Origin of the sequence: Corynebacterium sp. KPL1818 (genome assembly GCF_000478135.1) — a bacterium.
GTDB lineage: Bacteria > Actinomycetota > Actinomycetes > Mycobacteriales > Mycobacteriaceae > Corynebacterium > Corynebacterium accolens.
On the sequence record NZ_KI515758.1, the window covers coordinates 806348 to 828002 of the forward strand.

Annotated in this window: 21 protein-coding genes; 14 read left to right on the forward strand and 7 right to left on the reverse strand. The window is 62.9% G+C overall.

The genetic code is table 11. The annotated features are described in order from the left end of the window. Positions 1–6: 6 nt before the first annotated feature. On the forward strand, positions 7–1125 hold the full coding sequence (locus HMPREF1261_RS03760) for a UDP-N-acetylmuramate dehydrogenase (protein WP_023030032.1): 1119 nt from the start codon (positions 7–9) through the stop codon (positions 1123–1125). A gap of 277 nt (positions 1126–1402) precedes the next feature. Here the strand turns inward: HMPREF1261_RS03760 and HMPREF1261_RS03765 are convergent, their stop codons facing one another. Further along, a complete protein-coding gene (locus HMPREF1261_RS03765) occupies positions 1403–1879 on the reverse strand; it encodes an S-ribosylhomocysteine lyase (protein ID WP_023030033.1) in 477 nt (158 codons plus the stop codon). Positions 1880–1949: 70 nt separating this feature from the next. On the opposite strand from HMPREF1261_RS03765, the gene HMPREF1261_RS03770 reads away from it, so the two are divergent. Further along, positions 1950–3119 carry a YihY/virulence factor BrkB family protein gene (locus tag HMPREF1261_RS03770; protein WP_023030034.1) on the forward strand — a complete coding sequence of 390 codons (1170 nt, stop codon included), beginning with the start codon at positions 1950–1952 and terminating at the stop codon, positions 3117–3119. 48 nt (positions 3120–3167) lie between these two features. On the opposite strand, the gene HMPREF1261_RS03775 is transcribed toward HMPREF1261_RS03770, so the two are convergent. The 4 genes from HMPREF1261_RS03775 to HMPREF1261_RS03790 all read right to left on the reverse strand — a co-directional run bounded on the left by HMPREF1261_RS03775 (position 3168) and on the right by HMPREF1261_RS03790 (position 8815). Then, complete coding sequence (locus tag HMPREF1261_RS03775) at positions 3168–4733, reverse strand: AMP-binding protein (protein WP_023030035.1); 1566 nt, start codon at positions 4731–4733, stop codon at positions 3168–3170. An 11-nt stretch (positions 4734–4744) separates the two neighbouring features. Continuing rightward, positions 4745–6454, reverse strand: coding sequence for a long-chain-fatty-acid--CoA ligase (locus tag HMPREF1261_RS03780; protein ID WP_023030036.1), 1710 nt, complete (start codon positions 6452–6454; stop codon positions 4745–4747). Positions 6455–6524: 70 nt separating this feature from the next. After that, positions 6525–7073, reverse strand: a complete 549-nt coding sequence (locus HMPREF1261_RS03785; RefSeq protein WP_023030037.1) for a methylated-DNA--[protein]-cysteine S-methyltransferase — start codon at positions 7071–7073, stop codon at positions 6525–6527. Between the two features lie 23 nt (positions 7074–7096). Further along, positions 7097–8815 (reverse strand): long-chain-fatty-acid--CoA ligase, encoded by a 1719-nt coding sequence (locus tag HMPREF1261_RS03790; protein ID WP_023030038.1) that lies wholly within the window; start codon positions 8813–8815, stop codon positions 7097–7099. A gap of 66 nt (positions 8816–8881) precedes the next feature. Between HMPREF1261_RS03790 and mshA the strand changes: the two genes are divergently transcribed. From mshA to HMPREF1261_RS03810, 4 genes are all read left to right on the forward strand, one after another. Continuing rightward, complete coding sequence (mshA, locus tag HMPREF1261_RS03795; protein ID WP_023030039.1) at positions 8882–10147, forward strand: D-inositol-3-phosphate glycosyltransferase; 1266 nt, start codon at positions 8882–8884, stop codon at positions 10145–10147. 41 nt (positions 10148–10188) lie between these two features. After that, complete coding sequence (locus tag HMPREF1261_RS03800) at positions 10189–10935, forward strand: phosphoglyceromutase (protein ID WP_005276632.1); 747 nt, start codon at positions 10189–10191, stop codon at positions 10933–10935. 68 nt (positions 10936–11003) lie between these two features. Continuing rightward, positions 11004–12266 carry a sensor histidine kinase gene (locus HMPREF1261_RS03805; protein ID WP_369707751.1) on the forward strand — a complete coding sequence of 421 codons (1263 nt, stop codon included), beginning with the start codon at positions 11004–11006 and terminating at the stop codon, positions 12264–12266. Beyond that, positions 12263–12973: a response regulator transcription factor gene (locus tag HMPREF1261_RS03810; protein ID WP_005276636.1), complete on the forward strand. Its 711-nt coding sequence runs from the start codon at positions 12263–12265 to the stop codon at positions 12971–12973. Before HMPREF1261_RS03805 ends, HMPREF1261_RS03810 begins: the two co-directional genes overlap by 4 nt. On the opposite strand, the gene HMPREF1261_RS03815 is transcribed toward HMPREF1261_RS03810, so the two are convergent. Then, entirely contained in the window at positions 12970–13869 is a 900-nt protein-coding gene (locus tag HMPREF1261_RS03815; protein ID WP_023030041.1) for a hypothetical protein, read from the reverse strand. The genes HMPREF1261_RS03810 and HMPREF1261_RS03815 overlap by 4 nt on opposite strands. Before the next feature lie 33 nt (positions 13870–13902). Between HMPREF1261_RS03815 and HMPREF1261_RS03820 the strand changes: the two genes are divergently transcribed. The 5 genes from HMPREF1261_RS03820 (at position 13903) to HMPREF1261_RS12385 (ending at position 17773) form a co-directional block, all read left to right on the forward strand. Beyond that, entirely contained in the window at positions 13903–14832 is a 930-nt protein-coding gene (locus HMPREF1261_RS03820) for a Ppx/GppA phosphatase family protein (RefSeq protein WP_172596695.1), read from the forward strand. A gap of 9 nt (positions 14833–14841) precedes the next feature. Beyond that, positions 14842–16083, forward strand: a complete 1242-nt coding sequence (locus tag HMPREF1261_RS03825) for a hypothetical protein (protein WP_023030042.1) — start codon at positions 14842–14844, stop codon at positions 16081–16083. Positions 16084–16164: 81 nt separating this feature from the next. Next, positions 16165–16956 (forward strand): pyrroline-5-carboxylate reductase, encoded by a 792-nt coding sequence (proC, locus tag HMPREF1261_RS03830; RefSeq protein ID WP_023016649.1) that lies wholly within the window; start codon positions 16165–16167, stop codon positions 16954–16956. 251 nt (positions 16957–17207) lie between these two features. Next, entirely contained in the window at positions 17208–17396 is a 189-nt protein-coding gene (locus HMPREF1261_RS03835; protein ID WP_005276651.1) for a helix-turn-helix domain-containing protein, read from the forward strand. A 275-nt stretch (positions 17397–17671) separates the two neighbouring features. Further along, positions 17672–17773 carry a 30S ribosomal protein bS22 gene (locus HMPREF1261_RS12385; RefSeq protein WP_003855542.1) on the forward strand — a complete coding sequence of 34 codons (102 nt, stop codon included), beginning with the start codon at positions 17672–17674 and terminating at the stop codon, positions 17771–17773. Positions 17774–17883: 110 nt separating this feature from the next. Here the strand turns inward: HMPREF1261_RS12385 and HMPREF1261_RS03840 are convergent, their stop codons facing one another. Then, entirely contained in the window at positions 17884–18921 is a 1038-nt protein-coding gene (locus HMPREF1261_RS03840; protein ID WP_023030043.1) for an HAD family phosphatase, read from the reverse strand. Between the two features lie 97 nt (positions 18922–19018). On the opposite strand from HMPREF1261_RS03840, the gene HMPREF1261_RS03845 reads away from it, so the two are divergent. From HMPREF1261_RS03845 to hemC, 3 genes are all read left to right on the forward strand, one after another. Then, on the forward strand, positions 19019–19258 hold the full coding sequence (locus HMPREF1261_RS03845; protein WP_005276722.1) for a glutaredoxin family protein: 240 nt from the start codon (positions 19019–19021) through the stop codon (positions 19256–19258). 76 nt (positions 19259–19334) lie between these two features. Then, a complete protein-coding gene (locus HMPREF1261_RS03850; RefSeq protein ID WP_023030044.1) occupies positions 19335–20669 on the forward strand; it encodes a glutamyl-tRNA reductase in 1335 nt (444 codons plus the stop codon). Next, positions 20670–21566 (forward strand): hydroxymethylbilane synthase, encoded by an 897-nt coding sequence (gene hemC, locus HMPREF1261_RS03855; protein ID WP_023030045.1) that lies wholly within the window; start codon positions 20670–20672, stop codon positions 21564–21566. Positions 21567–21655: the final 89 nt, after the last annotated feature.

Consider the following 21655-nt stretch of genomic DNA (forward strand, 5'->3'; position numbering starts at 1 on the left):
GTATACGTGCTTGATAAATTTTTGACGCAACAACTCACAGCAATCGACGGCGTAGACGTGGATCCCACGGCGAGCTTTGCCGATCTCACCACCTTGCGCGTGGGGGGAAAGCCACAGGTCACGTTGCGTTGTTCGCGGCCTGAAGCAGCGGTTGCGGCACTGCGGTACCTCGCGAAAGAAAAAGTTCCTTTCATCGTGGTTGGCGGCGGTTCCAACCTGCTGGTTTCTGATGGCGAGGTGGACGTGGTCGCCGTCGTCCTCGACTTTGCCGCGGTGGACATGGATACCGAAACCGGCCTCGTGCGCGCCCAAGCCGGCGCGGTATGGGACGAGGTCGTGGCGGAATCCGTCGCGCTGTCCCTGGGCGGCATCGAGTGCCTGTCCGGCATCCCCGGCACCGTGGGCGCGGTGCCGGTGCAAAACGTGGGTGCCTATGGCGCCGAGATTTCTGAGGTCCTGACCCGCGTGCGCCTGTATAACCTGCGCACCGATGCCGATGAGTGGGTTCCCGTCTCCGATCTCGATCTGGCCTACCGCTATTCCAACCTGAAATTCACCGGCCGCGCGGTCGTGCTCGAGGTCGAATTGCAATTAACCACGGATGGGCTCTCTCGCCCCTTACGCTTTGGGCAGCTTACCGATGCCCCCGGCGAGCGCCGCCCCGTCGCCCAGGTCCGCGAGGAGGTCCTCGCCCTGCGCCGCGGCAAGGGCATGGTACTCGATGCCGCCGACCACGACACCTGGTCCGCAGGCTCCTTCTTCACCAACCCCGTGGTCGAATCCAGCGTCGCCGACGCCATCCAGGACAAGGTGCGCGCCACGCTTGGCGATGCCCCCGCCGACCGCATGCCCCGCCACCCCGTCGCCACCGCACAGGGCGAATCGTCCCCGCACGAGAAGCTCTCGGCCGCCTGGCTTATCGATAACGCCGGCTTCACAAAGGGCTACCCCGGCTCCGGCCCGGCAACGCTATCCACCAAGCACACCCTGGCGCTGACAAACCGCGGAAACGCGACCGCCGCCGATATCGTCGCGCTAGCCCGCACTATCCGCGATGGCGTCCGCGAGGCTTTCGGCGTTGAGCTCGTGCCCGAGCCCGTGTGGCTGGGTGTTTCCATGGACTAGGCTGCGCCTCTCGCCGCGGCGGGGTCGCATCCACCAGGTTCGCGCCGGGTTTAGGCCTGCGTGGATTAGGCTTGCGCGGGCATAAAAACGTCCAAAACAACCGCGTTCTTCTCAAATTCGCCCTCATTTTTGGCGAAACGCGGTTGTTTTGGACGTAAGTGTCGCTTGCAGGCAGCACTGGCAGCACTGGCAGCACTGGCAGCACTGGCAGCGCGGGCAGCACGGGCGGCACGGGCAGGCAGCGCAAAGCCGCCCCGGCGCTGCGGCCGGCGCACTTTTAGGCAGCCATGACCTCGAGCCACTCCGGCTTGGCGTCCAAGAACTTGCGGGCCGCATCCTGCGCGCCCTTCAGACTGTGGTGCGCGCCCCAACCGCACTGCTCTTCGTTAGCGGCGGGAACCTCGGTGGCGGTGAGGATATCGTTGAGCGCACCCTCAACGGCGCGCAGCAATTCATCCTGCTCCATGCCGTTGGTGATGGCGTAGAAGCCGGTGCGGCAGCCCATAGGGGCAAAACCGATGAGCTTGTCGGTGTAGTTGCGCATAAAGTTGGCCATCATGTGCTCTACGGAGTGCAGCGCCTCCGTGTCCAAGTGATCCTTATTGGGCTGGCAGAAGCGCAGGTCGTACTTGATAATCTCCACGCCGCCGCCCAAATCGGTGCGGTCAGCCACGCGGATATAAGGCGCGCTGACGAGGCGGTGGTCGAGCTCGAAGGACTTGACGTTAATCTTTTCTTGGTTCTGTTCAGTCATACTCCCCAGCCTAATCGCTGCGAGTGTCACTTCACAGAATAGATTCTTAGGCCGCATACGCTGCGTAACTATGAGTGCCTTGGACGATGCCCCCGCAACCGGCAGCAAGCAAGCCCGGAAGCAGACTGCCCAACAGCAAAAGATCGTGCTAAGCACCGTTACCACCCTGGTCACCGTGGAAAGCCCCGCCGCCGATGTCGATCCGTGGGCGCGCGGCAACCGCCTGCGCAAGGACAGCTGGGGCCTGGTAATGCGACGCGTGTGGGCTGATTTCTTCCACGATGCCTTAATGGACCGCGCCGCCGCGATGACCTACTTCACCCTCATGGCCTTCGCGCCCACTGTCCTAGCGGCATATTCTATTGCCACGCTGGTCTTTTCTTCGCGCCGGGGCGAAGTGGAGGCGTTGACCACGCAGTTCATCGAAACGTACGTGCCCCGTTCCATGGCGGAAGAGGCCGGAAATATCGTCAGCTCCATTATCGGTTCCACGCGGGAGGGCACGTTTGCGCTGGTGGTCTCCGTCCTGATTTCACTCTTCGCCGCCTCGGCGTATGTGCGTGCCTTCTCACGCACCGCCAATACTGTCTACGGCCGGGTGGAGGGACGCGGCACCATCCGCACATGGGCGTTGATGTGGGCCATTACCGTGGTCCTCGTCATCGGCGCGGTGGTGGTTCTGTGCGCCAATTTATTGCGCGATACCGTCGTGGACAGCGTCATCGAACCCGTGGCACTCCGCCTAGGGCTGCATGGAACCGTGGACTTTATCGGCGGCATGTTTATGCCCGTGTGGAATTGGCTGCGCTTCCCTATAACGGTCGTGGTGGCGCTGGCACTCATTGCCGTGTGGTACCACTTTGCACCCAACGTTCGGCCCAGCCGCTTCCGCTGGCTCACCTTGGGTTCGGTGGTAGCGCTAGTGACGAACCTGGTGGTGTGGGGCGCATTTTCCCTCTACATCAAGTACCTGGCCGGGGTGAGCATTTACGGGGCATTCGGAACGGTCATGGCGGTATTTATGACCGTCTGGCTGTCCAATACGATGCTGATTTTGGGCATCAAGATCGATGCGGAGGTCCTGCGTGCCAAGGAGCTGCAACTTGGACTGCACGCAGAGCGCTATATTCAAGCCCCACCGCGCTCCGAATTCGCGGCGCAGCAGCAGGTGCGCGCGAAGAAGAAACTAGAAGAGCGCTCGGGGCGCATCTTTGCCGATGCCGCCCGCGGCGAGGAATAGCCCCGCACCGGGACGTAGCCCGCGCCGGGAATCCACCGCTGCTGAGGATTAGTGTGAGGACACTGCTGCCACCAAGATGTCCTGCACCTGGCGGCGGCGCAGCTTGCCCAGCTGATCGGTGGGCAATTCTTCTTGCACTACGAAATGGCGCGGGACCTTATAGCGGGCCAAAAGGCCGCGGCAGTGCTCGCGCAGCGCCTCCGCGTCGAAGGTGGCGCCGGGGTGGAGTACCAGGCAGGCGGCGACGTCCTCGGAACCATCGGCACGCGGGATGCCGGCAACCGCAGCTTGGCTTATCGCGGGGTGGCTAAGCAGGGCGTGTTCCACCTCGCTGGGAAAGACGTTAAAGCCACCGGTGATGATGACCTCTTTAATCCGGCCCACCAGCCGGAAATGGCCATGGGCCTCGCGCACCCCCATATCGCCGGTGCGCAGCCACTCGCCGTGGAATGCCTCCCGCGTGGCGGCGGGATTATCGAGGTAGCCCGCAAAAACCTGAGGTCCGCGGGCAAGGATTTCGCCGGGGGTGCCATCGGGTTGGCTGCGGTCAAGGTCAGCGGGATCCCCGATGCGCAATTCGGTATCGGCAAGCGGCTTGCCGATGGTCCCCACGCGCCGCCCCTCACCAAGCGGATTAATGGTCAGCACGGGGGAGGCCTCTGTGAGCCCGTAGCCCTCGACGAGCATGCCGCCGGTGCGGTCTTGCCAGGGCTCGATGATGCGCGCCGGCAGCGATGCAGCCCCGGAAATGGCGTAGCGCACCCCGCCCAGGTCTGCGGCCTGCTCGGCGGCTTGCTCGGCGGTCGGCTCAGTGGCCGCCTCGGAGGCAGATTCCGCCGCCAGCTCGCCCATGGCGCGCTCATAAATGGTGGGAACGCCCGGCATCCACGTCGGGCGGCGCTGTGCCAAGGCGCTGACCACGGCCGCGGGGCGCGGGTCGGGCAGCAGGATGATCTCGGCGGCACAGCGCACGGCGAGCAAGACGCTCATGGTCAATCCGTAGGAGTGGAACATCGGCAGCGTGGCGAGGAAGCGCTCGTGGCCCGGGCGCAGATCGGCCTGGGCTTCCAATTGGATGCAATTGGCGGCGAGGTTGCCGTGCGTGAGCACCACGCCCTTGGGCTGGCCGGTGGTGCCGGAGGTGTAGAGGATGAGGGCGGCATCGGCAAGCGCGGCCTGGCGGTGGGGCACCGGGGCACCGGAGAGGGGAAGGGGCCCCTCCAAAGACACGGGGATTACCGTGCTGGCCAGGCCATCGACCACGGCGGCGACCTGATCCCAGACCAGGGCGATGCGGGCGCCGTGGTGGGCAAAGAGCGGGGCCAGCTCGTGGGTGGTGTACTGAGGGTTATGTTCGACTACGACCGCGCCCAGGCGCAGCACCGCGAAAAAGGCAATGAGGTGCTGCGGGGAGTTGGGCAAGACCAGTGCTACCCGGTCGCCGGGGCGGATTCCCATCTCCCGCAGGGCGCCGGCGGCAACGGCGATGCGGGTATCAAGCTCCGCGTAGCTCAAGGTCTCGCCGCCGAAAAAGGTGGCGGGACGGTGGGGGAAGTTGGCTACTGCGGTGGCGAGGAAATCCGTCAGCGTGGCGTCGTACTCGAGGTTTGACATGGTGGTTAATACTAAGCCTTCTGCTTGAGGAGATCGAGCAGATCCTGTTGCACCATGCGTCGGCGGATCTTGCCCAGCTGGTCTGAAGCCAGCTCCTCAAAGTGGTAGAAGGTGCGCGGAATCTTGTAGCCGGTCAGGCGCTCGCGGCAGAAAGACTTGAGGCCGTCTGGGTCCAGGACGGCGCCATCACGCAGGATGACGCAGGCGACGACGTCCTCGGAGCCATCCTTGCGCGGGCGGCCCACCACGGCGACCTCCTTGACGTCTGGGTGCTTGCGCACCACTTCTTCTACCTCGGCCGGGTAGACGTTAAAGCCGCCGGTGATGATGATTTCCTTGATGCGGCTGACCAGGCGGACCCAGCCATCCTCATCCATGATGGCCATGTCACCGGTGCGGAACCAGCCATTGTGGAAGGACTCCTCGGTGGCCTTTTCATTATTGAAATAGCCCTGGAAAATCTGCGGCCCGCGGGCCAGCATCTCGCCCGGCTCGCCATCTGGCTGGGTTTCATCGAGGTTATCCGGGTTGCCAATGCGCACCTCAACATCGGGGAAGGGCAGGCCCACATAGCCCGGGCGGCGGTTGCCGTTCATGGGGTTGCCAATGAGCACGGGGGAGGTCTCCGTCATGCCAAATCCCTCCACGAGGCGGCCGCCGGTCATGGATTCCCAGCGCTCCATCACGTCAACCGGCAGGGTGGCGGCGCCGGAGAAGGCGTTGCTGATGCCGGCGAGATCCACGCCCTTGTCCTCGGCGGCGTCCATGATCTTCTCGTACAGCGTGGGCACGCCCGGCAGCCAGGTGGGGGTGTGCTTTTTAATGATGTCCATGATGAGCGGCATCTGCGGGGACGGAATCAGGATGAGCTCGGCTCCGAAGTAGATGCTGAGCACGCACAGCGTGGTCATGCCGTAGGCGTGGAAGAGCGGCAAGGCAGCGAGGAAGCGCTGCTCGGTGGCGTCCATATTCGTCAGCCAGGCCTCGCCCTGCACGCAGTTGGCGATGAGATTGCCGTGCGATAGCAGCGCGCCCTTGGGCTTTCCGGTGGTGCCGGAGGTGTAGAGGATAAGCGCGATATCGTCCTGCGTAACCTGGGCAATCTCGAGGTCCTTGCCGTCGCCGCCGATGGCAGAACCGATAAGCGTGGACCAGGCCACGGTATTCGGGGCCGCACCGGTCAGCTGCTCGCGCTTGGCGGCCAGCGGTGGCAGGGGAATCCGCAGCGCGAGGCGCTTTAGTGGCGGCATCGCCTCGATCATATTGACGGACACGATGGTCTCTAGCGGGGTGGTGGCGCGCAGCTTATTCAGCGTCTGCGCCGTCTTATCCCAGGCGATGACCACGCGCGCGCCGTGGTCCTGGAACAGCCCCTCGAGCTCGTGGGCGGTGTAGAGGGGATTGTGCTCTACCGCGGTGGCTCCCAGCAGCTGGATGGCATAAAACGCCACCACGTGTTGGGGGCAGTTGGGCATGACGATGGCGACCCTATCGCCAGGCCGGATGCCAAAGGCCTTAAGGCCCGCGGCGGCTGCGCGCACCTGGGAGTCTAATTCCGCGTAGTTCTGCGTATTGCCGAAGAAGTAGGTAGCGGACTTATTCGCATTGATGCGGAGGTTATTGACGTAGTAGTCAACGATGGTTTTATCGCCGTAATCAAGCGTGGCGGGGGTCCAGTCACTGTAGTGCTTGACCCAGGCCCGGGATTCGTATGCGGACACGCGCTACCATTTCGTTTGGTAAAGAAAAATATTACAAAGGGCGAGTATACCCAGAACGTGAGGAAATCCTCTAGTTTTCTTCGAGTGTCAGCAAAAAACGCTTGATATCCAGGCCGCCGGCATAGCCGCCGAGCGTTCCATCGCTGCGCAGCACACGGTGGCAGGGCCTAATGATGGGCAGGGGATTGGCGCCGCAGGCTGTACCGACCGCCCGGGTAGCAGCGGGACGACCCACAGCGGCGGCGAGCTCGCCATAGCTTGAGATCTCGCCGTAGCCAATGGTGTCCAACTGCGCGTGAATTTGGGCGCGAAATTCCGTCGTCGGCGCCGGGTTAAGCGGCAGGTCAAACTCGCGGCGGCACCCAGCGAAATACTCCGCGAGCTGCTCCTGCGCCGCATCTAAGATGTCTGCACCGCGCTTGTCGGTGCCCCCATCGTCCCCGCCGCTCACCTCGCCGCGAACCTTATTGGTTTCGCGGTGTCCCTTGCTTTCCTCGTTGCGGTCCTTGCTGGTTCCGTCGCGACCCAACTGGATCGCGACGAAGTCGACGCGGGACAGTCCGTCTGCGTCTGCGGTGAGCAGCAGCGGGCCGATGGGGGTATCGATGGTGCGCAGCATGGTGGTTGTGAACTCTAGGTGTTTTAGGAGTTCTTCTCTGCTTCGAGGCGGTTGATGAGGTCTTCTTGTACCTCACGGCGGCGGATCTTGCCCATTTGGTCCTTGGCCAGTTCCTCAAAGTGGTAGAAGGTGCGCGGGACCTTGTAGCGGGTCAGGCGCTCGCGGCAGTAGTCCTTGAGGCCTTCGGGGTCGAGAGCGGCGCCATCGGCAAGATCGAGGCAGGCCACGACGTCTTCGGAGCCGTCCTCGCGCGGGCGGCCCACCACGGCGGCGTCGTCGACGCTGGGGTGCTCGCGCAGGATTTCTTCGACCTCGCCCGGGTAGACGTTGAAGCCGCCGGTGATGATGATTTCCTTGATGCGGCTGACCAGGCGGATGAAGCCGTCTTCTTCCATGATGCCCATATCACCGGTGCGGAACCAGTCGCCGTGGAAGGCGGCATCGGTGGCTTCCTGGTTATTGAGGTAGCCCTTGAAAATCTGCGGGCCGCGGGCCAGCACTTCGCCCTCAACGCCGTCCGGCTGGGTTTCATCCAGGTTATCGGGGTTGGCGATGCGCACCTCGGTATCCGGGAAGGGAATGCCCACGTAGCCGGGGCGGCGGTCGGTGCTCATGGGGTTGCCCACGATAATGGGCGAGCACTCGGTGAGGCCGTAGCCCTCCACGAGCAGGCCGCCGGTGGCGTGCTCCCACTTATTGACGGTCTCAGAAGGCAGGGTGGACGCACCGGAGAAGGCCGCGCGCACGCCCTTGATGGGAACCTCTTGCTCCTCGGCTGCCTTGACGATGCGCTCGTACAAGGTAGGAACGCCAGGGACCCAAGTGGGGGTGTGTTTCTTCATCAACTGCATGATGAGCGGGATCTGCGGCACGGGGAGGATGACCAATTCGCCGCCGATGAGCTGGGCCAAGGTGACGTTCATGGTCAGGCCATACGCGTGGAAGAAGGGCAGGGCTGCGAGCATGCGCTCTGGCTTATCGCCCAGGCCCGGGACCCATGCCTTGCCCTGGAGCAGGTTGGATACGAGGTTGCCGTGCGAGAGCATCGCGCCCTTGGGCGCACCGGTCGTACCGGAGGTGTACATCACCAGCGCGACGGTGTCCTTATCAATGTCCTTCGGCGTCTTAATATCGCTGCCGTTGCCACCGATGGCATCACCAATCAGTGCCTCCCACGGCACGGTATTCGGCGCTGGGACGGAAAGCTGCTCGCGCTTGGCCTTGAGCGGGGGAAGCGGCAGGCGCAGCGCGGCGCGCTGCAGGGTGGGCATGGCGTTGATCATGTTGATGGACACGACCGTTTCCAGGTTGGTGGTAGCCCGCAGCTTCTCCAGGGTGGGCGCGGCCTTGTCCCAGGCGATGGCAATGCGCGCGCCGTGATCCTGGAAAAGTCCTTCCAGCTCGTGGGCGGTATAGAGCGGATTGTGCAGCACAACCTGGGCGCCGAGCTTCAAGATGGCATAAAAGGCCGCGATGTACTGCGGGCTATTGGGGGCGACGATGGCTACGCGGTCACCGGGGCGCACGCCGAAGGCCTTAAGGCCTGCTGCGGCGGCGCGCACTTGGCGGTCCAGCTCGGAATAGTTTTGGCTGCGTCCAAAGAAATACGTGGCTGACTTATCGCCATTGACCTCGAGGTTGTTGTCATACAGGTCCAACAGGGTGGTGGTGCCATAGTCGAGGCTATGCGGCGTCCACTCCGGGTAATACTGGAGCCATGCCTTTGATTCATAAGCGGACAATGCGTGACCTTTCGGTAGCGTAGGTTGTTGGCAGGGGCCAGTATAGCGCCGCTAAGATGGGGCAACATGCGCATCGCCATGATTTCTATGCATACCTCCCCCATTGAGCAGCCTGGCTCCGGGGATGCCGGCGGAATGAACGTCTACGTTTTAAATATTGCCTGCCAATTAGCCCAGCTAGGCGTCGAGGTAGATGTCTATACCCGCGCGACCCGCCCCAGCCACAAAGAAATCGTGGACGTGGCCCCCAACCTGCGGGTGATCAACATCGTGGCAGGCCCCTTTGAGGGGCTAGAAAAAGAAGATCTGCCCACTCAGCTCGCGGCCTTTTCCGGCGGCGTGGTGCAATTTGCCAAGTGGCAGGGCAAAAAATATGACCTTATTCATTCCCACTACTGGCTGTCTGGCCAAGTGGGATGGCTGCTGCGCGATCTTTGGGGCATTCCGCTGGTCCACACCGCCCACACCTTGGCCGCGGTGAAAAACGCTTACCGCACCGCCGAGGACACCGTGGAATCAGAAGCGCGGCGCATCTGCGAGCAGCAATTGGTGGATAATGCAGATCTCCTCGTGGTCAATACCGATCAAGAGGCCCGCGATCTAGCGGAGCACTACGATGCCGAGCGCGATATCATCCGCGTGGTCTCCCCGGGTGCCGACGTGGGCCTTTTCACTCCTGGTACCGACCGCAATACGGAGCGCTCCCGCCGCGAGCTGGGCATCCCTCTGCATACCAAGATCATCGCCTTTGTGGGGCGCCTGCAAAAGTTCAAGGGACCCGAAGTCCTCATCCGCACCGCCGCCGAGCTGTGCCACCGCGAGCCCACCCGCGATTTTCGGGTGCTCATCTGCGGCGGGCCATCCGGGGCCAATGCCTCGCCGGAGGCGTATAGGGATTTGGCGCGGGAGTTGGGCGTGCAAAAGCGCGTGCGCTTTTTAGGCCCGCGCCCGCCCGAGGAGCTGGTGGGGGTGTACCGCGCCGCCGATATCGTGGCGGTGCCCAGCTACAACGAATCCTTTGGCCTGGTGGCTCTCGAGGCCCAGGCCTCTGGCACGCCGGTTGTTGCCGCGGCCGTGGGCGGGCTGCCCATCGCCGTCGTCGATGGTGAGACCGGGCTGTTGGTGCCGTCCCACGATCCGAAGGAGTGGGCGGATTCCTTGACCCAGCTGCTGGACGATGACCCCCGGCGCATCGCCATGGGCGAGGCCGCCGTCGCGCACGCCGCGCGCTTTAGCTGGACCAACACGGCCCGGGAGCTGACGGAGATTTATGCCGAAGCCCAGCAGATTCCCGTGCCTGACTGCCACCAACGCCGCGCGATGGGAGACTAGCCTCACTGACGCGCCGGGCGGTTTCGTGGCATGCTGGAGGCATGACTAACGGAAAACTGATTCTTCTTCGCCACGGCCAATCCACCTGGAATGAATCCAACCAATTTACCGGTTGGGTCGATGTTGACCTGACAGAAAAGGGTGAGGCAGAGGCCAAGCGTGGCGGCGAGCTGCTCGCGCAAGAGGGCATCCTGCCCAACGTTCTGTACACCTCCTTGCTGCGCCGCGCCATCCGCACCGCCAATATCGCGCTGGATGCGGCCGACCGCCACTGGATCCCGGTCATCCGTGACTGGCGCCTTAACGAGCGTCACTACGGTGCGTTGCAGGGCCTGAACAAGGCCGAGACCAAGGAAGAATACGGCGAGGACCAGTTCATGGCATGGCGCCGTTCCTATGACACGCGCCCGCCCGAGCTTGCCGATGACGCCGAGTACTCCCAGGCAAACGACCCCCGCTACGCGGACTTGGACAAGGTCCCACAGACGGAGTGTCTGAAGGACGTTGTTGAGCGCTTCGTGCCCTACTTCGAGGAAGAGATTCTGCCGCGGGCTAAGAAGGGCGAGTCAGTCATGATCGCAGCGCACGGCAACTCCCTGCGCGCGTTGGTCAAGCACCTCGATGGTATTTCCGATGATGACATCGCCGGGCTGAATATCCCGACCGGCATCCCGCTGGTGTACGAGATTGCGGAGGATGGCTCCGTGGTCAACGAGGGCGGCACCTACCTGGACCCAGAGGCCGCCGAGGCCGGGGCCGCTGCCGTCGCCGCGCAGGGTGGCAAGTAACCCACTACTGCATATAAGTCCCCGGGGAGGTGCTCCCTGGGGACTTTCTAATGGTTAGGCTTAATGACGTGGAATTAATTTTTGTCTTTCTCGCGGGCGTGGTTGCCTGCGCGGTGGTGCTGCCATTAATTTCGCGGGTGCGCGAGCGCATGGCACGCCGCCAGCGCGCGAGCGATGCCCAGGCAAACCAGGTCACCACCGTGAGCCAAGGCCTGCATCTTGCGGTCCAAGGCTCGCCCACGGCGCTGACGGTGCTCGATAGGAACCAGGAAATCATCCTGTCCAATCCAGCGGCGCACGAGATGTCCGTGGTCCACGATCGCGCCGTCAACCCAGAGATCTGGAAGACCGCAGAGCAGGTCTTCGAGGATAAGGAAACCCGCACCGTGGACTTGGCCATCCCCAAGCGCCGCACCGGGCACCGCGTCACACAGGTCAAGGCCGTCATCAAGCCGCTGACGCTTAACGATGGCCGCTTCATCATCATCTACGGCACCGATGAGAGCGAAAACGTGCGCATGGAATCCGCGCGCCGTGACTTCGTGGCCAACGTCTCTCATGAGCTGAAAACCCCGGTGGGTGGCATCGCTCTGCTGGCCGAGGCCCTCCTCCAAGACCCCGAGGACCCGGAGCATGTGAAGTACTTCGGTACCAAGGTACAAAAAGAGGCCAACCGCATGGCGGATATGGTCAGCGAGCTCATTTCGCTCTCCAAGCTGCAGGGCGCCGAGGCACTGCCGGAGATGGAACCGCTTTTCGTGGACGATCTCATCGACGAGGCGATTTCGCGCAATCAGCTCGCCGCAGACGCGCGCTCCATCAGGCTGACCCAAGGTCCCTCCGAGGACGTGCAGGTCATGGGTGACCGCTCCCTCTTGGTAACCGCGCTGTCCAACCTCATTTCCAACGCGATCAATTATTCGCCAGAGGAATTGCCGGTCTCCGTCTCACAGAAGGTGGTGGGGGATGACGTCGTGCTGATCCGGGTAACGGACCGCGGCATCGGCATCCCGCCGGAGCATCAAAAGCGCGTCTTCGAGCGCTTTTTCCGCGTTGACCAAGCCCGGTCGCGGCAGACGGGAGGCACTGGCCTAGGATTAGCAATTGTCAAACACGTGGTGGCGAACCACGGGGGCAATATCAAGCTGTGGTCGCGGCCTGGCACGGGCTCTACTTTTACCATCGAGTTGCCCATATATAAGGAAGAGAAGCCAGCGCACGAGGCTGACTTGCAGGATAATGAAGACAAGGAATCCGTCGATGCGGCGGCTCCTGGGCTCCAGCGTGCGGTAGCACGCGTAGCAGCACGTCGAAAGGATAAAGCACAATGACCACTATTCTCATCGTGGAAGATGAAGAGTCGCTGGCCGATCCGCTGGCATTCTTGCTCCGCAAGGAAGGCTTCGAGCCGATTATCGCTCTCGATGGCCCATCCGCGCTGGAGAAATTCGCCGATAATGACATCGACATCGTGCTGCTTGACCTCATGCTTCCCGGTATGTCCGGCACCGACGTGTGCAAGCAGCTGCGCGCTACCTCCTCCGTGCCGGTCATCATGGTCACCGCGCGCGACGCGGAAATCGATAAGGTCGTGGGACTCGAGCTGGGTGCGGATGATTACGTCACCAAACCGTATTCCTCCCGCGAGCTCATCGCCCGCATCCGCGCCGTGCTGCGCCGCGGCAACGATCAGGCCTCCAACGCGGACGCCGCAGAGGGCGCCGAGGCAGAAGACGAGCAGATCCTCTCCGGCGGCCGCGTGAAGATGGATGTGGAGCGCCACATCGTCACCGTGGCGGGCGAGCCGGTAGCGATGCCGCTCAAGGAGTTTGACCTGCTGGAATACCTCCTGCGCAACGCCGGGCGCGTGCTGACCCGCGGCCAGCTCATCGATCGCATCTGGGGTGCGGATTACGTGGGCGATACCAAAACGCTCGACGTGCATATCAAGCGCCTGCGTACCAAGATTGAGGAGCACCCCTCCCGCCCGAAGCACCTAGTAACGGTGCGCGGGTTGGGCTATAAATTCGAGCTCTAGTACCAGCCGGCCTTGATGCTGGCCGGGTGCTGGGTAAGCTTCACGCCGTGTTCGGCGGCTTCTGCGCGGGCCCGGCATTGTTGCGCCAAAATATCGTAGCTTTCGCGCCCCATGAGCGCGACGAGCTCGTCCTCGTGCGATTGCCACATCGGCAGCGGGTTGGCGTGGCAGGCGCCATCGGTAGAGCAGTACCAATCAAAGTCTTCGCCGCCATTGCCCCAACCGCGGCGGTCATATTCGCCGATGGTGGTGCGCAAAATCTCCTGCCCATCGGGGCGTTCTTCATAATCCTCGTAGCGCCGCAGCGGCAGCTGCCAGCACACCTCCGGCTTGACCACGGTAAGTTCCTCGCCACTATCGACGGCCCATTGGTGCAGAGCGCAGCCGGTGCCCGTTTCCCAGCCGGCGCGGTTGGCAAAGATGCAGGCACCATCCACGATGGGCGTTTTCAGTGCCGGCTCCGGTTCGCCGTCCTCGCCGTCGAGCTCATCCCATTCCAGCCACGGCTCTAGCTCATCGGTGTTTTCTTGCGCCAGGAACTCATCTACCCCCGCTGGGCGCAGCTGCCAGTAGCGCGCGGGCATGCGAGAGACGGCATCGTAAAGCTGGTCGCGGTCTTGTTCATCGGCCATATATGCACCGTGCACGCAGCAGCCCACATCGGGCTGGCTCTTATCGATGCCCCGGCACGCCGACGTGCCAAATTGGCAGCTGTAGTGCGATTCCACCCATGTCAGATCGATGGAAAAGACGTGGTAAGGGTCGTTTGGGTTGGTAAATTCGAACCACTCCCGCGGAAAATCTGGGGCCTCTTCGCGCCCGGCTTTAATCGATGCCGCCGCCGGCGAGCTCGCGGGAAAACCTAGGTAAACGGTGTCAGATTTTGGGCGATTCACACCTAACCACGGTAGACCTACTACGCTATTAGTGTGCGATTAGGTGTATTAGACGTTGGAAGTAATACCGTCCACCTCGTTGCGGTCGATGCCGCAATGGGGGGACGGCCTACTCCGATGAGCGATTGGAAGACCCCACTCCGGCTGGTAGAGCAGCTGGATAAGAAGGGAAACATCCACGAAAAGGGCCTGAAAAAGCTCGTGTCCGCCGTGGGTGAGGCAAGTGAGCTGGGTGAAAAACTCGGGTGCGCCGAATTTATCGCCTTCGCGACCTCCGCGGTTCGCTCTGCCCCTAACTCTGAAGCAGTGCTCGATGAGGTGGAAAAGCAGACCGGCGTGCGCCTGCAGATCCTCTCGGGCGTGGAGGAAGCCCAGCTCACCTTCCTCGCCGCTCGCCGCTGGTACGGCTGGTCCGCTGGGCGTATCACCAACCTGGACATCGGCGGTGGCTCCTTGGAGCTATCCACCGGTACCGATGAACACCCTGACCTAGCCTTCTCCCTCGATCTGGGCGCAGGCCGGCTGACCCACAACTGGTTTGATACCGATCCGCCTGAGAAGAAGAAGGTCAGTGCGCTGCGCGATTTCATCGATGCAGAGCTTGAAGATGCCGTCACGCAGATGAAGGCGATGGGCCCCGCCGGCCTAGCCGTGGGCACCTCGAAAACCTTCCGTACCCTCTCGCGCCTTACCGGCGCGGCACCCTCGTCTGCAGGGCCATACGTCAAGCGCACATTGACCGCACCGGGCCTGCGCCAGTTGATTTCATTCATCACGCGCATGACTGCAGCAGACAGAGCGGACCTTGAGGGTGTAAGTTCGAACCGATCGCACCAAATCGTCGCCGGCGCTTTGGTTGCCGAGGCAAGCATGCGAGCTCTGGGAATTGAGAAGTTAGAAATCTGCCCATGGGCGCTGCGCGAAGGTGTTATTTTGCGCCGGACCGACAAGGGATTGGAATAGGAAGAGATCATGGCTGACGAAAAACAGTTGACCGTGGCCGAGCTGCTGGCTCGCAATAAGAAGGACCGCACGGACAAGGACGAGAAAACCTCTCGCCGCCGTCGGCGGAGCCTCGATGAGGGCGGCGTATCCGTTGCCGAGCTCACCGGCAGCCTGAAGAAGGTAAAGTCCACCCCGCCTGAGGCGAAGCACACCAGCGTCTCCATCGACGATGACGCTCCTGTCATCCGCGCGCCGAAGTCCAAGGACGAGCAGTCCGCGGGAAACAAGGCTGCGGAGTCTAAGACCTCGGAGTCCAAGCCTGCAGCGGGCAAGGCCGCTGCAGGTAAGCCAAGCGCGGAGAAGCCAGCCGCGGGCACGCAGGAAGGCTCGAAGCAGGGCGTGGGGCAGTCGGGCATCGGCAAGCCTGCGCAAAGCAAGCCATCCCAGCCCCAATCCGCTTCCCCTAAGCCGGCTGCTGAGAAGCCTTCCGCTGGTACCCCCACCGCGTCGCCTGCGCCGAAGCAGAACGGCAAGCCGAGCGGGCCTACCGCCTCTCCTAAGCCGGCAGCAGGTTCTGCCTCGCAGCCGACGGCCAAGCCTGCCCCCGCGCAGAAGGCTAATGCGCAGAAGACTAACGCGCAGGAAGCAAAGAAACCTGCGCAGTCGGAGCCGGAGGACAAGGCGGGTGCTCAGGACGCCGAGAAGAAGTCTTATCAGCCGTCCGCGGATGACACTGCGGTGATCCAGCGCATCGGCAAGTCGCAGTCTTCGCAGCCCTCGCAGGACAAGCGCAAGGACGCTGCTGACGGCGCCGAATCCGGCACCAAGGAAAAGGCAGGCGCAGCTAGCGCTGCCGCTGCTGCGACCGCAGCGGGAGCCAAGGATGCCAAGGACGCGGGAACCAAGGGCAAGGCTGGCGCGCCTGCGCAAAAACCTGCCGCGGCCGCAAAGAAGTCCGACGATACCGGCGAGCTGCCCCAGGTGCGGGACGAGGAAATCACCGAAGAGCACGAAAAGCTCAATCCCATGTCCATCCTCATCATGGTGGTTGTGGGCATCGTTTTGGCGATCATCATCTTCAAGGGCTTTGAGGTGCTCTGGGATAACTTCCCGCGCATCGTCGTGGCCATCCTGGCGCTCTGCGTCACCGCAATCATGGCTGGTGTCACGCATGCGCTGCGCACCGCCCGCGATGGCTTCTCCATGTTCCTCGCAGGCATTACCGGCCTCATATTGACCTTTGGTCCGCTGCTTTTGGTCATGCTCTAAACCAGCCACCCGCTGAGAACCACCCGGCTGCTTCCCTCGTGGAGGTAGCCGGGTGTCGTTATTTTTGGCATGGTGGAGACTATGACAAAGATTGCAATTTTAGGTGGAGGACAAATCGGTGAGGCTTTGACCTCGGGTCTTGTGGAATCGGGCTTTAATGCTTCCGATATCACGGTGACCAACCGCACCGCCTCCCGCGGTGAAGAACTCAAGAGCAACTATGGCGTTAATGTCACGACGGATAACGCCGAGGCGGTGGACGGCGCGGACTATATCTTCGCGTCCGTCAAGCCTTACGCCATCTTGGACCTGCTGGGCGAGATTAACCCGGCCAAGGACGCCGTGGTGGTCTCTATGGCTGCTGGGCTGACGCTGGAGGCCCTGCAGGCCGCTGCGGGCGAGGGCGTGCCGGTTGTGCGCGTTATGCCCAATACGCCGATGCTGGTACGCCGCGGCATGTGCACCTGCGCCGCCGGCGAGCACGTCACTGAGGCCCAGATGCAGGGCGTGACGGAGCTGCTCGAGGCCGTTGGTGAGGTTGCGGTCATTCCGGAGAAGAATATCGACGCCGCGACCGCCCTGGCGGGTTCCTCGCCGGCGTACTTTTTCCTCGTGGCAGAGGCGCTTGTCGATGCCGGCGTGCAGCTCGGCCTCCCCCGCGATATCGCCGAAAAGCTCGCCGCCCAGGCGGCTGCTGGCGCGGGCGATATGTTGGCCAATTCGGGCCGCTCGGCAACGCAGCTGCGCGCAGGCGTGACCTCGCCAGGCGGCACCACCGCCGCGGCCGTGCGCGAGCTGGAAGAGTCCGGCCTGCGCGGTGCGTTCTACCGCGCCGCCGAGGCATGCTCCGATAAGGCTAAGGAGCTGGGGTAGAAGCCCACCTAATGCGACCAGTTCCCCGTGGTGGGGGTGTAGTTACCTCACACCACTCGGGGGCCGTACGGGAGCCATGAGGCGGTTGTTACGCAGCGCTTTTGGCGGTGAACTGAACAACTGCTGTGAAAAAATTTGGCACGTGGGTCGCATTAGTCACATGTTTCACGATAGGCTGGAACGAGCACGTGCGTGAAGTCCTGTGGGAGGGGAAGCCTACAGCGCGTAACGAGCTGAAGGGTTAGATAATTATGGCAAATGAAGAAAAAGGAACCTTTCTGACGATCGCGGAGGTCGCCGAAATCATGCGCGTCTCCAAGATGACTGTCTACCGTTTGGTTCACGCAGGCGAAATGCCGGCAGTCCGCGTCGGACGCTCTTTCCGCGTTCACGAGTCCGCCGTCAACGAGTACCTCGAGGCATCCGTTTACGGAGCGTAGGTTCTCGCGCCTTTCAGGCAGCGCCCACTTCTGTTGGCCACTCTTGGTCAGCGGTGGTGGGCGCTGTCTCGTTTTCCCGCGCGACGTCTTGCCGCGGGTTTCCATCGGGGCCACTTTTGGAGACGCGCTGGGGACTAGGTAAGATGGATCGCATTCGTGTCGGCACGCCGTGATGGCCCGCATATGTGCGGCCAAGGTGGCAAAGAGTGCACCTTTGTCGTTTCAGGCGCCGGCAGGTTCACAGTACGTACTAAAAGAAAGTGAGGACGCCTGTTATGGGTTCTGTCATCAAGAAGCGCCGCAAGCGCATGTCCAAGAAGAAGCACCGCAAGATGCTGCGCCGCACCCGCGTGCAGCGTCGTAAGTTGGGCAAGTAAACCCAACAGCCTAGGAATCCTCCGCACCGTGCCTTAGCGCGGCGGCGGAGGATTTCTGGTTTTAGTGCCGAAGCTGCTTCTACGCTGAGAGCGCTCCGCCGCGTGCGCTGCTATTTCCGGAAGTAGCGCCAGCCGCCATAGGAAAAGGCGGCCGTGACAAGCGCTGGAAGGCCATAGGTGCGGATGGCGCGGCGGATGGAGCGGTAATCGCGGACGATCCAGCCGCGCTCTTCTGCGATGTTGCGCAGCTTGCGGTCCGGGTTAATGGCCACGGGGGTGCCCACCATGGTGAGCATGGGCATGTCATTGGCGGAGTCGGAGTAGGCGGTGCACCGGTCCAGGTCGAGGCCCTCGATGGTAGCGAGGGCGGCCACGGCGTGCTTCTTACCCGGGCCGTGGAGGATATCGCCCACTAGGCGGCCGGTGAACTTGCCGTCTTCTACCTCTGCGACGGTGCCGAGGGCGCCGGTAAAGCCAAAGCGGCGCGCCAAGACCTGGGCGAGCTGGACTGGGGTAGCGGTCACCAGCCACACCTGTTGGCCGGCGGCCAGGTGCATCTCCGCGAGCTGCGTGGTGCCGGGGTACGCGCGGCGGGCGAGGGAGGCTTCGACGATTTCCTCGCAGAGCTCAATGAGCTCGTCCACGCTGCGGCCCTTGACAAACTCCAAGGCCTGCGCGCGGCCGGCGGCAACGTCTTTTGCGTTCTCCGCGCCTGAGAGGCGGAATTTTAGTTGCTTCCAGGCCACCGGGAGTATCTCAGAGATGCGGATATAGCGCCGGCGGGCGAGCCCAAAGCCGAATTCCACCAAGGAGGAACCCTGAACGAGGGTATTGTCCACGTCAAAAAAGGCGGCAGCACCCACATCGACGGGGACGTCCGGATCCTGGTCCGTGATGCGCGGGGAGCCTGCGGCATCATAAGAGCCGGAGACGGAGGCGATGCCGGAGGCGAAGTCCTCGAGCTCGAGCCCGAATTCCTCTAAGGCGGCGGCAGCGGCCGCCTCACCTGCGGCGCGCTGTTCTTCCTCGCCCAAAGGGGCCAGCGCCTGGTTTTCTAAGAAGTTGCGCAGATTGCCGCGCGAGGCCGTCCAATTGGCCAAAAAGTCGCGGGGAGATTCGGGGAATCCGGGGGGAGGTATAGCGGACACGAGTGGAATAAACAGCTTTCGCAAACGCGGGGTGGACTAATATGTCCATAGTAAACGTTTCCACCGTCGGCGTCCTTATGAGGAGAATCCCGCCCCTATGTCCCAGCATCTAGTCGAGCTCATGGTGCGCCCCACCTGCGGTTCCTGCAAACGGGTAAAAGAGCAGATTACCCCCGTTATCCAGGCGGCCGGCGCCCAGCTGGAAGTGCGCAACGTGGAAGACAGCCGCGAGCTCGAGATGGAATTCGGTGACCGCGTTCCCGTTGTAGTGATAGACGGAGAAGAATTCGCCTGCTGGGAAGTCGATAACGAAGAGCTGGCTGCCGAGCTGCGCTGACGATTCGGGTTCCACGCCCATGCGGGGTAGTCTTTGGAACCATTGCGGTCAATCAAAAGGTTGAGGAGTGTGGAGCATGAGCGTGCTTGTTGTGGGAATGTCCCACCAATCGGCACCCGTGGCGTTGCTGGAAAAGTTGAGCATGGACGATGTGGTGCAGCATTCCGCCTGCGGGCAGTTGGTTGATGCCGAGTCCCTGACTGAGGCGATGATCATTTCCACGTGCAACCGCCTCGAGGTCTATACGGTGACCAATGCCTTCCACACCGGCGTGCAGGACGTCATCCGGGTGCTCAAGGAAGTCTCCCAGGTCGATGAGGAAGAGCTGCGCAATTACCTCTACGTGCGCTATGCCGATGCCGCCGCGGAACACCTCATGTCCGTTACCTCCGGTCTGGATTCGATGGTGGTGGGCGAGCAGCAGATCATCGGCCAGGTGCGTTCTGCCTACCAGTCCGCCTCCGAGCAGGGCACGGTCGGCCCGCGCATCCACGCCTTGGCACAGTCCGCGCTGCGGGCCGGCAAGCGTGTGCACTCGGAAACGGAGATCGACAAGGCCGGCGTCTCGATGGTGACCTTCGCCTTTGACCAGGCACTGCAGCGCCTCGATGCGGAGGATCTACAGGGCAAGTCCGCGCTCGTGCTCGGCGCCGGGGCGATGGCCTCGCTTGCGGCCACCCACGCGGGTCGGCTGGGCATCGGCGAGCTGGTGATTGCCAACCGCACCCGCGAGCGCGCCGAGCGCCTTGCCAGCCACGCAGAAGAGGCCGGGGTGCGCACCCGGGTGGTGGACTTTCAGGACCGCGCCACCGCGCTTGCCGATGTCGACCTCGCCATCTCCGCCACCGGCGCCGAGGGCTTTACCATCACCGCCGGCGATATCCCGCCCGCGCACCCGCTGATGCTCATTGACCTCTCCCTCCCACGCGATATCGATGACGAGGCAACGAAAATCGATGACGTGGACTTGGTGAACATCGAGCGCCTTAGCAAGTCCCTGTCCGCGGCCGCCACCGACGTCGCGGCCGGTACGAGCCCGCACGAGCAGGCCCGCACCATCGTGGACGAGGAACTTGCCGCCTATACCTCCGCACAGCGCGTGCGCGATGTGGCACCGGCCGTGAGCGCCTTGCACCGCCGCGCGGCGGACCTCGTGGAGTGCGAGGCAGCTCGCCTGCAGCAAAAGCACCCGGAGCTAGAGGGCAAGCAGCTTGCCGATGTCCAAGGCGCCCTCAAGCGCGTCGCCGACAAACTGCTGCATGAACCGACGGTGCGGGCGAAGAAGCTGGCGGCATCGGATAGCAGCTTTAGCAGCGAAAATGCCCTGCAGGAGCTTTTTGGCCTGCAGCTGGAAGGCTCCGGCGTTGCCGTGGCCGTCAATGAATTGCCCACGCTGAATAAGGAGGCGTAAATGTTCCAGATTGGTACCCGTGGCTCCAAGCTCGCCACCACCCAGGCAGGACACGTCCGCGATTGGCTTATCGATGCCGGATTCGATTCCGAACTCCACATCGTCACCACCGCAGGCGATACCAATATGGCCCCGGTCGAGCGCATCGGCGTGGGCGTATTCACCCAGGCGCTGCGCGAGGCGCTGTACCGCAGCGAATGCGATATCGCCGTGCACTCTTTCAAGGACCTGCCCACGGCCGAAGATGACCGCTTCCGCCTGGTCATCCCGCAGCGCCAGGACAGCCGCGAGGTGCTGGTCGCCCGCGATGGGATGACCCTGATGCAGTTGCCGGAGGGCGCGCGGGTGGGAACCTCGGCGCCGCGGCGCATCTCCCAGCTGGCCGCGCTGCGCCCGGACCTGGATATCCGCCCGCTGCGCGGTAATATCGATACCCGCATGTCCAAGGTGACCGACGGCGAACTCGATGCCGTGGTGCTGGCCTATGCCGGCCTGCTGCGCGGCGGCTACGAGGACCGGGCGAGCGATATCTTCGATCCAGAATTATTCATGCCCGCCCCCGCCCAGGGTGCGCTGGCCATCGAGGCCGTCGCCGGCACTGAGGCCGCCGCGGCGCTCGACGCCGTTGTCGATGATCAGGCCACCGCCGCCGCCCTCGCCGAGCGCGCCGTTCTCGCCCGGCTCGAGGCCGGCTGCACCGCGCCCGTGGCCGCCACGTCCCGCTGGAACGGCGATCAACTAACGGTGCGCGGCGGCGTGTTTGCGCTGGATGGTTCCCGCCAATTGACCGCCACCGCCTCCGGCACCGCGGCGGACGCAGCGGAAGCGGCAGAGTTGGGCGCGCGGGTCTCTGATGAGCTTTTCGCCCAAGGCGCGGCCGACCTACTTGGTCAGTAATTTCTACTTTAAGCGCTAATAATTTAAGGTGTAGATACCATAGATCATTTTTTGCAATGATACCCGGCCCCCTTTAAGGGCATCCCAGG